The organism is Microbacterium festucae (genome assembly GCF_025421715.1).
GTDB lineage: Bacteria > Actinomycetota > Actinomycetes > Actinomycetales > Microbacteriaceae > Microbacterium > Microbacterium festucae.
The window spans coordinates 298997-311994 of record NZ_JAOEFC010000002.1 but is presented as its reverse complement, the minus strand read 5'-3'; the positions used below and the strand labels follow the sequence as shown (position 1 = coordinate 311994).

The window sequence follows — 12998 nt, the reverse complement described above, 5'->3', positions numbered from 1 at the left end:
CGAGCGAACGGGGCACAGCCCCACCAACACCGAACGGGACAACCCCTCAGGGGCGTCCCGTTCAGCAACAACGCCCAGCACCGCAGCACCGCAGCACCGCAGCACCGCAGCGGCGCAGCGCCGCAACGCCCAGCACACCAGCACCGCAGCACCAGCGCCCAGCGCCGCAGCGCCCACCACTCAGGCGGTGGTGAAGCTCACGACCTTCGGGGCGCGCACGACGACGCGGACGATCTCGCGGTCGCCGAGCGAGCGGAGCACCTTCTCGTCGGCGCGGGCGAGGGCCTCGAGCTCGTCGGGGCTGATGCGCGCGGGCACCTCGAGGGTGCTGCGCACCTTGCCGTCGATCTGCACGACCGCGGTGACCGACTCCTCGACCAGCAGGGTCGGGTCGGCCTGACGCCAGGGCACGAGGCCGACGAAGGGCTCGTAGCCGAGGATCTCCCACATCTCCTCCGCGGTGTGCGGGGCGAACAGGTCGAGGATCATCGCAATCGCCTCGGCGGCTTCGCGCACGGCCGGGTCGGCGGGGCCGGCACCGGTGTCGATGGCCTTGCGGGTGGCGTTGACGAGCTCCATCAGGCGGGCGACGACGACGTTGAACTTCGTCTGCTCGACCAGGCCGGGGGCGTCGGCCAGCAGCCGGTGGGTGACGCGCCGCAGGGCGGTGTCGCCCTCGGCCCACACCACGTCGGGCGCGCTGGTGACGTCTTCGGCCACACGCCAGGCTCGGGCGAGGAACTTCTGCGCACCGGTGGTGGACACGTCCTCCCACTCGATGTCGTCTTCGACGGGGCCGGCGAACGCGATCGCCACGCGCACGGCATCCGCACCCGGGTCGACCATGCTGGCGGCGAACTCGACGAGGTTGCCCTTGCTCTTGGACATCTTCGAGCCGCCCAGCAGCACCATGCCCTGGTTGATGAGGTTGGAGAACGGCTCGGTGAAGTCGATCTCGCCCAGGTCGAAGAGCACCTTGGTGATGAAGCGCGCGTACAGCAGGTGCAGGATCGCGTGCTCGACACCGCCGATGTAGGAGTCGACGGGCGCCCAGCGGTCAGCCTCACGGCGCGGGAACGCCTCGGTGGCGTCGTGGGGGGCGAGGAAGCGCAGGAAGTACCACGAGCTGTCGACGAACGTGTCCATCGTGTCGGGGTCGCGCAGCGCCGGCTCACCGGTCTCGGGGTCGACGGTCTGCATCCACTCGGTCGCCCCACCCAGGGGCGAGGTGCCCTTGGGCGCGAGGTCGAGGCCCTGCGCGTCGGGGAGCGTCAGCGGGAGCTGGTCTTCGGGCACGGGCACGATGCGCCCGTCCTCGGTGTGGATCATGGGGATCGGGGTGCCCCAGAACCGCTGCCGGGAGATGAGCCAGTCGCGCAGGCGGTAGGTCTTGCTGGCGCGGCCGTTGCCGGATGCCGTCAGCTCCTCGATCGCGCGGGCGATGGCGTTGCGCTTGCTGAGGCCGTCGAGCGAGCCCGAGTTGACCATGCGGCCGTCGCCGGTGAGGGCGATGCCGGTGGTGGCGGGGTCGAGCTCGTCGAGCTGGGGGTTGCCCGGATCGATCGGCACGCCCTGCTCGTCGAGCTCGATCACCGGGATGGCACCGGTGACCGGCGCGGTGGTGTCGACCACCACGCGCACCGGCAGGCCGAACGCGCGGGCGAAGTCGAGGTCGCGCTGGTCGTGGCCGGGCACGGCCATGACGGCGCCGTGGCCGTAGTCGGCCAGCACGTAGTCGGCGGCCCAGATCGGCAGGCGGTCGCCGTTGATCGGGTTGACGGCGTAGCGCTCGAGGAACACGCCGGTCTTCGGCCGGTCGGTGATCTGCCGGTCGATCTCGCTGGTCTTCTGCACCGTCGCGAGGTAGTCCTGGAAGCGCGCCTGCACGTCGTCGGAGGACCCGGCGGCGAGCTCCGCGGCGAGGTCGGAGTCGGGGGCGATGACCATGAACGTCGCCCCGTGCAGGGTGTCGGGGCGCGTGGTGAAGACGGTGACCTTGCCGTCACGGCCTTCGATCTCGAAATCGACGTCGGCGCCGATGGAGCGGCCGATCCAGTTGCGCTGCATCTGCAGCACCTTGTGCGGCCAGAAGCCCTCGAGCTGGTTCAGGTCGTCGAGCAGCCGGTCGGCGTAGTCGGTGATCTTGAAGTACCACTGCGTCAGCTTCTTCTTGATGACCTCGGCGCCGCAGCGCTCGCAGTGGCCGTCGACGACCTGCTCGTTGGCGAGCACGGTCTGGTCGTTGGGGCACCAGTTGACCGGGCTCTCCTTGCGGTACGCCAGGCCCCGCTCGAACATCTTCTGGAACAGCCACTGGTTCCAGCGGTAGTACTCGGGGTCGCTGGTGTGGAGGATGCGCGACCAGTCGTAGGACGAGCCGTACTCGCGGAAGCTCTTCTTGTGCTGGGCGATGTTGGCGTAGGTCCACTCGCGCGGGTCGGCGCCGCGCTGGATGGCGGCGTTCTCGGCCGGCAGGCCGAACGAGTCCCACCCGATGGGGTTGAGCACGTTGTAGCCGCGGTGGCGCCAGAACCGCGCCACGATGTCGACGTAGGCGTAGCTCTCGGCGTGACCCATGTGCAGGTCGCCGGAGGGGTAGGGGAACATGCCGAGCACGTACTTGCGCGGGCGGGTGTCGCTCTCGCCGCCGGCACGGAACGGGTCGGCCGCCTCCCAGCGCTCCTGCCACTTCTGCTGGATGGCGTACGGATCGAACGGGTTGCGTGCGGCGGCGGACTCGACGGGGGTGCTCATGGAACGGCGGAACCAATCGTGCGGAAAGTTCGGGAACGCGCGGAAGGCGCGCGGGAACGCGCGGGCGCGTGTCCCCAGCCTACCGGAACGGCCTTTTCACCAGCCGTTCGGCAGGGCGGCTCCGATCGCAGCGAGCGGCCGGCGGGCCTTCAGCGCCACCTCAGCCACCTCCTCGGCGGGGTCGGAGCGCCAGGTGATGCCGCCGCCGGCCCCGACGTATGCGCCGCCGGGATGCACCACGATCGAGCGGATCACCATCGCGAGGTCGGCGGCGCCGTCGGATCCGATCCATCCGAAGCAGCCCGAGAACACGCCCCGCGGGCCCTGCTCCAGCGCGTGCAGGATCGACATGGCCGACAGCTTCGGGGCGCCCGTCATGCTGCCGGCCGGAAAGGCGGCATCCAGCACATCGCCGATGCGGATGCCGTCGCGCAGGCGCCCCGACACGGTGCTCACCAGCTGGTGCACGGCCGGGTAGCTCTCCACCTCGAGCAGGCGCTCGGCGATCACCGAGCCGGGTTCGCACACCCGCTGCAGGTCGTTGCGCATGAGGTCGACGATCATGACGTTCTCGGCCTGTTCCTTGATGCTCGCGGCCAGCTCCCGGGCCAGGGCCGCGTCGGCGGCGGCATCCGCCCCGCGCGGACGCGTGCCCTTGATCGGGCTCGTGCGCACGCGCCCGGCGGTGATCTCGAGGAATCTCTCCGGGGTCGCCGAGGCCAGCGCGATGCCGCCGGTGCGCAGGTACCCGCCGTGGTGCGAGGGCGAGGCCGCCCGCAGCCGCAGATAGGCCGCCAGCGGGTCGATGTCGCCGTCGACGTCGAAGCGGGTCGTGAGGCACAGCTGGTAGGCGTCGCCCTCGCGGATCGCGTCGCGGCAGCGCGCGATCAGGTGGGCGTAAGCACCGGCGGTGTGGCGCGCCCGCGCGGTCGTGGCCGGGGCGGGCGGCGCGCTCGCCGAGACCCCGCGCCACTGCTCGACCTCGGCGGCGAAGGCGTCGATCGCGGATGCCGGGGCCACCGCCCACTGCCGCCGGGCGGCGTGGTCGACGGCGAGGAACCGGTCGACGTGCACGAAGGCGGCCGCCGCGGTCCCGGCATCCGGGGTGGCCGGCGCCCCCGCACGGGCGGCCGCATCGTCGTAGGCGAGCCAGCCCACCCAGCCCCCGCCGAAGGGCCCCCACGCGCGGTCCGGCTCGTCGCGTGCGCAGGCGACCTCGCGGGGCGCGTCGGCGACCGGGGTGCCGGCACCCAACCAGCTCCACCCGTCGACGGCATCCGGACCGGCGTCGAGCCAGAACGCGTCGGGGCCCCGACCGGGACCGGAGACGAACCGCTCGGCCGGGTCGATCCAGGCGCTCAGCGCGCGGGCGACGAGGGGTTCGGGCACCTTCCCAGGCTAGACGGGCGGCGCGCCCTAATCTGGGATCGTGAACGAGTTCCTCACCTGGCTGCTCGACACGGTGCAGAGCGTCGACCCGGTGCTGCGCACGGTGCTGGCCGGGGTCGCGATCATGCTCGAGACGAGCGTGCTGGTCGGACTGGTCGTGCCCGGCGACACGATCGTCATCATCGCGGGCACCGCGGTCGCCACGCCGCTGGAGGGGATCGTGCTCGGGCTCGCGGTCGTCGTCGGCGCCCTGCTGGGTGAGAGCATCGGCTTCTGGCTCGGGCGGTGGCTCGGCCCCAAGATCCGCTTCTCGCGGGTGGGGCGCATGGTCGGCGAGCACAACTGGACGCGGGCGGAGCTGTATCTGCGACGCCGCGGCGGGCCGGCGATCTTCCTGTCGCGGTTCCTGCCGGTGCTGCACTCGCTGGTGCCGTTGACGGTCGGGATGAGCGGCTACTCGTATCGGCGGTTCCTCGCGTGGACGGCGCCGGCCTGCGTGGTGTGGGCGACCCTGTACGTCAGCGTGACGGCGGCCGCCGCCGGCACCTACCGCGAGCTCGCCGATCAGCTGCACTACGCCGGGTACGTGTTCGTCGCGGTGATCGTCGTCTTCCTCGTGCTGGTCGTCGTGATCAAGCGCGTCATCTCGCGCCGCGAGGCCCGGCACCTGCGCCTGGACGACGACGCCTCCTGAAAGCCGATCCCGTTCCCGGGGCTGCCCCGGCGCGCGGGCGTGAAAGACTGGGGACGATGACGTCTCCCGCTGAAGCGAACTCGAAGGTGCTCTGGCTCGCCAGACTGGAGTACGGCTTCCACGCCTGGCGCGAACGGCGGGCGCGTGCCCGCGGGCAGCGCGCGACGGTGGCCGCCTTCCCCGGCTACGGCGGGGAGGACTGGGTGCGCGTGCTCGGCCGGGTGCTGATCGTCCCCGCCATGTCGAAGCGGCGCCAGCGCAGCGAGTTCGCCGGCGTGCGCGGCTGGCGCAGCTTCGCGGCCGTCGCCGTGGCCCGGGCGACGGTGACCGTCACCATCGACGGGGTCGAGCACCACGTGGTGGCCGACCGGGGCGGCGTCATCGACGCGACCCTGCCGGCACGCCTGGATGCCGGGTGGCAGACCATCACGATGAGCGTGGAGGGCTCGGCGCCGATCGAGACCCGCGTGTTCGTCGTGGGCGCCGAGACCCGGTTCGGCGTGATCTCCGACATCGACGACACCGTCATGGTCACCGCGCTCCCCCGCCCGTTCGTGGCGTTCTGGAACTCGTTCGTGCTCAACGAGCACGCCCGGCAGCCGGTGCCCGGCATGGCGGTGCTGCTGGAGCGGCTGGTGCGCGATCACCCGGGTGCGCCGATCATCTACCTGTCCACGGGCGCGTGGAACGTCGCACCCACCCTCGTGCGGTTCCTGCGGCGCCACCTGTTCCCGCCGGGCTCGATGCTCCTCACCGACTGGGGCCCCACCCACGACCGGTGGTTCCGCAGCGGCAAGGCCCACAAGGAGGAGAACCTCCGCCGTCTCGCGCGCGAGTTCCCGCAGATGAAGTGGATGCTGATCGGCGACGACGGGCAGCACGACGACGAGCTGTACACCGCGTTCACCGCGGAGTTCCCCGACCGGGTGCGCGCGGTCGCGATCCGCAAGCTCTCCCCCACTGAGGCCGTGCTCGCCGGTGGTCGCACCGCCGTGAACGACCACACCGCCGCCGAGGTGCCGTGGGTCTCCGACATCGACGGCGCGGGTCTGCTCGACCGGCTCGCCGAGGTCGGCGTCATCGACGAGGACTGACCGACCGGCGCGACGCCGCGGCCGCGGGCCGGCGGGCGCCGTCGTCCCGCGGGCGCGACGCGCTGTCGGTGGCCGCGCGTAGGGTGGCACCCATGTGCGGACGTTTCGTGGTGGCCCAGGCCGGATCCGAGCTCGTGGGGGTGCTGCGCGTCGACGTCGTCGGCGACGACCTGCCCGAGCCGTCGTACAACATCGCCCCCACCGACCGGGTGGCGATCGTGCTCGACTCGGCGAAGACCGAGCCGCCCACCCGCCGGCTCGAGGCCGCGCGGTGGGGCCTGGTGCCCGCATGGGCCAAAGACACCGGCGTCGGCTCGCGGGCGTTCAACGCGCGCTCGGAAGAGGTCGAAGACAAGCCGATGTTCCGTCAGGCGCTCATCAAGCGTCGCGCGGTCGTGCCGGCGACGGGTTACTACGAGTGGAAGACCGAAGACGGCGTGAAGACGCCGCACTTCATCCGGCCCGCCGACGGCTCGCCGATGATGTTCGCCGGCCTCTACGAGTGGTGGAAAGACCCGGCGAAGGCCGATGACGACCCCGCCCGGTGGCTGTTGAGCTTCACGATCATGACCCGCGACGCGGTGGGCGACCTCGGCTCCATCCACGACCGGATGCCGCTGTTCCTCGACCCCGATTTCGCCGATGCCTGGCTCGACCCGACCACCGACAACGTCGGCGACGTGCTGGATGCCGCCATCGATGCGGCGCCGACCCTCGCCGACACGCTCGAGGCCTACGTCGTCGACCGTGCCGTGGGCAACGTGCGCAACAACGGCCCCGAGCTCATCGAGCCGATCGGGTGACCGGGGCGGGGCGCCCCGGTCACCCGATGTCTCACGAGAACGAGACGGTCGCCGACTCGTTGTTCAGCACGATCACCGGGGTGATCGGCGAGAGGCCGGCGGCGCGGATCTTCGCGACGTCGAACCGCAGCAGCGGCGTTCCCGCCGTCACCTGCTGACCTGCCTGCACGAGCGTCTCGAAACCGTCGCCCTTGAGCGTGACGGTGTCGATGCCGACGTGGATGAGCAGCTCGGTGCCATCGCTCAGCGCCAACCCGATCGCATGACCGGTCGGGAACACCGACGCGACCGTGGCATCGGCCGGGGCGACGATCGTGTCACCGGTCGGGTCGACCGCCAGGCCCGGGCCCATGGTCCCCTCGGCGAACATCGGATCGGGCACCTCCGACAGCGGCACGACGGTGCCCGCCACCGGCTGGCGCAGCGTCACGACCGCCGACGGCGCCGTGCGCTGCTCGGCCGACCGCTGCTGCGCGGCCGCACCGGCGGCCACCGCACCGGCGGCCACGTTCGGCACGCCGAGCATCGTGGCCGCGCCCATGGCGGCGCCGGTCTCGGCGGCCGTCGCACGGCCGAAAGCCTCGATGCGCTCGGTGCGGTCGTTGATGATGTCGTCCATGGCATCCTTCACGAACTGCACGTTCAGGCCGTAGACGACCTGCACCGACTTGCCACCGGGCTTGATGACGCCCGCGGCACCGGCGCGCTTGAGGGCGTGCTCGTCGATGACGGCGGGGTTCTCGATCTCCATGCGCAGACGGGTCGCGCAGTTGTCGACGTCGATGATGTTGTCCTTGCCGCCCAGCGCGGTGATGAACTTCTCCGCGGTGCCGTGGTAGCCGGTGAGGCTCGTCTCGATGTTGTCGGCGTCCTGCGTGTCTTCGTCCTCCTCGCGTCCGGGGGTCTTCAGGCGGAAGCGCTTGATGAGGAAGTAGAACGTGAAGAAGTAGATGAAGAACCAGCCGACACCCATCAGCAACAGCATCCACGGGTTCTGCGTGAGGGGGTTGACCCACTGCAGCACCATGTCGATGAAGCCCGCCGAGAAGCCGAAGCCGAGGCGGGTGGGCAGCCATGCCGCCAACCCGACCGAGATGCCGGTGAACACGGCGTGCACGAGGAAGAGCCAGGGCGCCACGAACATGAAGGCGAACTCGAGCGGCTCGGTGACGCCGACGAAGAACGAGGCGATGGCCGCCGACAGCATGATGCCGTAGGTGATCTTGCGGCGCTTGTCCTTCGCGGTGAGCAGCATGGCCAGCGCCGCACCCGGCAGGCCGAACATCATGATCGGGAAGAAGCCGGCCATGTACTGACCGGTCACACCGTAGACGCCGTCGCCGTTGGCGCCGTTGAGGAAGTTCGTGAGGTCGTTGATGCCGGCCACGTCGAACCAGAAGACCGAGTTCAGCGCGTGGTGGAGGCCGGTCGGGATGAGCAGGCGGTTGAAGAAGCCGTAGAGGCCGGCGCCGAAGGGACCCATCGTGGCGATCCACTCGCCGAACATCACGAGGCCCGTGTAGATGACCGGCCAGACGAACAGCAGCACCACGGCCACCACGAGCGAGAAGGCGGCCGTCACGATCGCCACCGAGCGCTTGCCCGAGAAGAACGACAGCGCGTCGGGCAGCTTGGTGTCCTTGAACTTGTTGTAGCACCAGGCGCCGATGAGACCGGCGATGATGCCGACGAACACGTTCTGGATCTTGCCGAACGCGGGGTTCACCTCGGCGACGTCGCCGATTCCGAGCAGACCGCCGACATTGGCGGGGCTCAGCAGCGTGGTGATCGTCAGCCACGACACCAGACCGGCCAGCGCCGATGTGCCGTCGGTCTTGTTCGCCATGCCGATCGAGATGCCGACCGCGAACAGCAGCGGCATGTTGTCGAGCAGCGCGCCGCCGGCGGCGCCGAGGAACGTCGAGACGACGTTCGCACCGCCCGCGGCCGAGGCGATCCAGTACGAGATTCCGGACAGGATTGCGGCGACCGGCAGCACAGCCACCGGAAGCATGATCGATCTGCCGAGTCTCTGGAAGAACTTCATGAGGACTCCAACCTGAGAGAGGTCGCCCGTGGGTACGGGTTCGAAGCGACGCTACTCCTCGCTCCCAGCAAACGCACAGGACTCGCCCGGTTAAAACGAAAGAAGGTTAACGAATTCGTTTCGCGGCGGTGGGTGCGGGCGCGAGGTCCCGCGAGTGGCCGGTGTCAGGGCGTGGGATCCGCACTCTGTGGGACACGGCGTGGGGGCGCGTCACGCAGCTGGTGGGTGGTGGGCGCAGCACCCGCGAGTTGCGGGACATGCTTCCGGGGTGCGTCACGCAGAAGGCGGGTGGCGGGCGCTTGCACCCGCAGCTTGCGGGACATGCCCGGGTGTCGCCGCAGGCGGCGGGTGACGGATGCTGCACCCACAGGTGGCGGGACCCGCTCTCAGCGCATGTCCCACAATCGGCGGGTCACGGGTGCTGCACCCACAGGTCGCGGCACCCGCTCTCAGCGCGCGTCCCGCAAACCGCGGGTCGAGGGTGCGGCATCCGCAGGTTGCGGGACCCGCTCTCGGCGCGTGTCCCACTATCGGCGCGAGACGGATCCTGCAGCCACCGGTCGCGGAACCTCCCCACGGCGCATGTCCCACAATCCGCGGGTGACGGATGCTGCACCCACAGGTCGCGGGACCTCCCCTCGGCGCGTGTCCCACAATCCGCGGGTGACGGATGCTGCACCCACAGGTCGCGGGACCTCCCCACGGTGCATGTCCCACAATCCGCGGGTGACGGATGCGGCACCCACAGGTCGCGGGACCTCCACTCGGCGCGGGTCACGCGAACGGTGAGTGCGGTGCGCGGGCACCCACACGGTGCGGGACCTCCCCCGCACGCCCGTCGCACACACGGCGAATGCCGCCGCCGCCGCGCGCGGGAAGAATGAGGGGCATGACATCGCACGAGAACGCTCCCCGCCAGCTCCGCCTGATCATCGAGACCGCCGACTTCGACAGCGCCGTGCGCTTCTACCGCGACGTGCTGGGGATGCCGGAGCAGCTGGCCTTCGCGACCGAGGGCGACGACCGGGTGGCGATCCTGCACGCGGGGATCGCGACGATCGAGCTCGCCACGCCAGCCCATGCGCGGAACATCGACGAGGTCGAGAACGCGCCGCACGCGCCGGGCGTGCTGCGGATCGCGCTCGAGGTGGCCGACACCGAGCAGGCGGTCGCGACCGTGCGCGATGAGGGCACCGAGGTGATCGCGGCGCCGGTGCGCACCCCGTTCCAGAGCCTGAACGCGCGGGTGCAGGGGCCGGATGGCTGGCAGGTGACGTTCTTCCAGGAGCTGGAGACGCTGGAGGAGCGTGCAGCGCGCGAGGGATTCACAACCGATGAGGAACGACCCCGCTGACCCGGCCCTGTCCCTCCAGCACGGGCGGACTCCCCCGGAGCACCCCACGCGCCCCCGGAAAACACGAAAACCCCCGCCTGAGCGGGGGTTTTTCGTGGACCTGAGGGGACTCGAACCCCTGACCCCCTGCATGCCATGCAGGTGCGCTACCAGCTGCGCCACAGGCCCTCGGCTGCCGTTCCCGGCAACTTGTTCAGCTTACTACATCTGAACCGGTGCCTTGAACCACAGGCGCCTCGATCGGGATGATCGGGCAGTCTTTCCACAGTCGCTCGAGGCTGTAGAAGGAACGCTCCTCCTCGTGGAACACGTGCACGACGAGGTCGCCGAAGTCCAACAGCACCCAGCGCGACTCGCCGCGGCCCTCGCGACGCAGGCGCTTGACGCCCTGCTCGAGCATCTTCTCCTCGACCTCGTCGGCGATGGCGGCGACGTTGCGCTCGCTGCGACCGGTGACGAGCAGGAAGGCATCCACGAGCGGCAGCGGCTGGGAGACGTCGAAGGCGACGAGGTCTTCGCCGCCCTTGCCGGCGGCCGCCTCGGCGGCGGCCTGCACGAGCAGACGGGTCGAATCAGCGGCGGTCATCACAGCACTCCTGTCGCGAACGCGAGGATGAGCACGCCGGCCAGAGCGACGGCGAGCACCCCCGCGGTGATGGCCAGCACCATCATGAGTCGGCTGCCCTTTTCGGGCGCCGGGGGTTTGATGATGTCGTCGGCGGCCTTGATCGTGCTGATCGCCGAGCTGGCGGCGATCGGCGTCGGCGAGGATGCCGGCGGCAGTTCGCCGTCGACGAGCACCGCATCGATGTCTTTGCCGTCGGCGGTGCCCGGGGCGCTGCCGGTCGACCCGTAGTTGTCGGGCAGCAGGAAGGTGCCGGTGATCAGCACCTCGCCGGTGGCCGTGACGGGCGCCGTGAACGCACCGGTCTCGGGGGTCTGCGACAGGATCAGGGCGTTCGAGGTGCCCGACGACGACGAACCGCTGCCGCGGGTGAGCACCTGGTCGAACGACGGCGGCAGCGGGGCCTCGACGGACTCCGCGCCCAACAGATTCGCGCCGAACGTCGGCGAGATCGCCGCACGACGCGCCTCCGCGGCATCGTCGCCATCCGTGGTGAGCACGGCGAGCGGGTCGGCCTCGGCATCGGCGTCGGCAGCCTCGACCTCGTCGTCGTCGTCGACGACGACCTCGACCGCAACCACCGTCTCCGGCGTCTCGTCGGCCGCAGTCCCGTCCGCCCACTCCGACTCCGACGACTCGGTCGTCTCGGCGTCGGGAGTCTCGGCGTCCTCGGTCTCGCCCGCCGGGGTCTCATCGTCCGCGGCGGCCGCGGGCGTCTCATCGTCTTCGTCGTCGGCGTGGTCGACCGGCTCGGACGCCTCGGCGTCACCGTCGGCCGGAGCGTGGTCGTCACCGTCCGCATCCTCGGCGGCCGGCGTCGCGGCCACCGGTGCCCACGGCGACACCTCGTCCGACTGCTCGCCCGCGGCGACGTCGGACGGACGGTCCGCGCGCTCATCAGCATCCGCGTGCTCGTCAGCATCCGCGTGCTCGTCAGCATCCGCGTGCTCGTCGGCACCCTCGTGCTCGTCGGCGTCCGCGTGCGCGTCGACGTCGTCACCGGCCTCGGCACCCTCGGCGCCCTCGGCGCCGTCAGTCCCATCGGCCTCGTGCCCCTCGGCATCCGCCTGCTCGGCGATCGCGCCGTCGGGGTCGATCACCGGCACCGACGCGGTGCGCAGGCGCTCACGGTCGCGCACCTGGCGGCGGGTGAGCACGGGCCCCTCGCTGCCGTCGTCGGCGGGCTCCGGGTCGTCGGGAAGCTCGGGCGCGGCGGGGATCTCCACCGGCTCGGCCGCCCGCGGGAGGGGTGCCACCGGCGCCGGCGCCTGCTGCGCCTCGGCGGCAGCGGCCGCCTCTTCGGGCGTGATGATCGGCGTGGCGGCGGTGTTGCGCAGTTCGCGCAGCTGACGTCGGGTCAGCTGCGGCTCGTCGGGCTGGTCGGGTGTGCTCATGCCTTGCTCCGATACAGATGGTGCTTCGCAATGTATTGGACGACCCCGTCGGGTACGAGGTACCACACCGGGTGACCGCGACGTACGCGTGCCCGGCAGTCCGTGGAAGAGATGGAGAGGGCGGGGACCTCGAGCTGGCTGACGACCTCGCTGGGCAGTCCGTCGGTGCTGAGGACGTGCCCCGGACGCGAGACGGCCACGAAGTGGGCGAGCTCCCACAGCTCGTCGTGGTCGCGCCATCCGAGGATCTGCGCGATCGCATCGGCGCCGGTGATGAAGAACAGCTGCGCGTCGGGACGCTGCGCCTTCAGGTCGCGGAGCGTGTCGATCGTGTAGGTCGGCCCGGTGCGGTCGATGTCGACGCGGCTCACCGTGAAGCGCGGGTTGGATGCCGTGGCGATCACCGTCATGAGATAGCGGTGCTCGCTGGGGCTGACCTCCTGCTTCTGCCAGGGGCGCCCGGTGGGGACGAACACGACCTCATCGAGGTCGAACGACTGCGCCACCTCGCTCGCGGCCACGAGGTGACCGTGGTGGATCGGGTCGAACGTGCCGCCCATGACCCCGATCCGCGGGGCCCGCTCCGTTGTCATCGGAGCCCTCAGTGGTGGCCGTGGCCCGCCTGCGACAGGTCGACGGGGTGGGTCTTGGCGTAGGCGTCAGCCTTGTGCGCGTGGCGGTTGGCCACGTTGCGGTACGAAACGGTCACCAGCCCCAGCGCCAGGAAGACGACGAACGCGATCACGCCGAAGATGAAGGTCTCGGCCTGGGGGTTGCCGTGATGCTCCGCCGCCCCGGCAAGGGCGGCGATGGTGGCGAGGGTCATACGGGCTCCGTTCGGTCG

The 12998-nt window shown here is 70.7% G+C and carries 11 protein-coding genes and 1 tRNA gene; 4 read left to right on the top strand and 8 right to left on the bottom strand.

The genetic code is table 11. From position 1 onward, the window contains the following. Positions 1-180: 180 nt before the first annotated feature. Together leuS and pabB are read right to left on the bottom strand one after the other, a co-directional pair. The gene (leuS, locus tag N3K63_RS07620) at positions 181-2754 is read right to left on the bottom strand and encodes a leucine--tRNA ligase (protein WP_261579560.1); all 2574 of its coding nucleotides are present in this window, start codon (positions 2752-2754) and stop codon (positions 181-183) included. Between the two features lie 96 nt (positions 2755-2850). Next, entirely contained in the window at positions 2851-4143 is a 1293-nt protein-coding gene (pabB, locus tag N3K63_RS07615) for an aminodeoxychorismate synthase component I (protein WP_261579559.1), read from the bottom strand. Positions 4144-4183: 40 nt separating this feature from the next. On the opposite strand from pabB, the gene N3K63_RS07610 reads away from it, so the two are divergent. The 3 genes from N3K63_RS07610 to N3K63_RS07600 all read left to right on the top strand — a co-directional run bounded on the left by N3K63_RS07610 (position 4184) and on the right by N3K63_RS07600 (position 6734). Next, entirely contained in the window at positions 4184-4837 is a 654-nt protein-coding gene (locus tag N3K63_RS07610; RefSeq protein WP_261579558.1) for a DedA family protein, read from the top strand. A 56-nt stretch (positions 4838-4893) separates the two neighbouring features. Beyond that, a complete protein-coding gene (locus N3K63_RS07605; protein ID WP_261579557.1) occupies positions 4894-5931 on the top strand; it encodes an App1 family protein in 1038 nt (345 codons plus the stop codon). A gap of 92 nt (positions 5932-6023) precedes the next feature. Beyond that, a complete protein-coding gene (locus N3K63_RS07600; protein ID WP_261579556.1) occupies positions 6024-6734 on the top strand; it encodes an SOS response-associated peptidase in 711 nt (236 codons plus the stop codon). Between the two features lie 31 nt (positions 6735-6765). Here N3K63_RS07600 and nagE read toward each other — a convergent pair whose 3' ends face one another. Then, positions 6766-8781, bottom strand: coding sequence for an N-acetylglucosamine-specific PTS transporter subunit IIBC (gene nagE / locus N3K63_RS07595; protein ID WP_261579555.1), 2016 nt, complete (start codon positions 8779-8781; stop codon positions 6766-6768). Between the two features lie 889 nt (positions 8782-9670). Between nagE and N3K63_RS07590 the strand changes: the two genes are divergently transcribed. Continuing rightward, on the top strand, positions 9671-10135 hold the full coding sequence (locus N3K63_RS07590) for a VOC family protein (RefSeq protein WP_261579554.1): 465 nt from the start codon (positions 9671-9673) through the stop codon (positions 10133-10135). Positions 10136-10230: 95 nt separating this feature from the next. Here the strand turns inward: N3K63_RS07590 and N3K63_RS07585 are convergent. The 5 genes from N3K63_RS07585 to N3K63_RS07565 all read right to left on the bottom strand — a co-directional run bounded on the left by N3K63_RS07585 (position 10231) and on the right by N3K63_RS07565 (position 12980). Further along, a tRNA-Ala gene (locus N3K63_RS07585) sits at positions 10231-10303 on the bottom strand. 25 nt (positions 10304-10328) lie between these two features. Further along, entirely contained in the window at positions 10329-10721 is a 393-nt protein-coding gene (gene rsfS / locus N3K63_RS07580; protein ID WP_261579553.1) for a ribosome silencing factor, read from the bottom strand. Then, a complete protein-coding gene (locus tag N3K63_RS07575) occupies positions 10721-12154 on the bottom strand; it encodes a hypothetical protein (RefSeq protein ID WP_261579552.1) in 1434 nt (477 codons plus the stop codon). The genes rsfS and N3K63_RS07575 overlap by 1 nt, the downstream gene beginning before the upstream one ends. Then, positions 12151-12747: a nicotinate-nucleotide adenylyltransferase gene (gene nadD, locus N3K63_RS07570; RefSeq protein ID WP_261579551.1), complete on the bottom strand. Its 597-nt coding sequence runs from the start codon at positions 12745-12747 to the stop codon at positions 12151-12153. The genes N3K63_RS07575 and nadD overlap by 4 nt, the downstream gene beginning before the upstream one ends. Positions 12748-12755: 8 nt before the next feature. Further along, complete coding sequence (locus tag N3K63_RS07565) at positions 12756-12980, bottom strand: hypothetical protein (RefSeq protein ID WP_261579550.1); 225 nt, start codon at positions 12978-12980, stop codon at positions 12756-12758. Positions 12981-12998 lie beyond the last annotated feature (18 nt).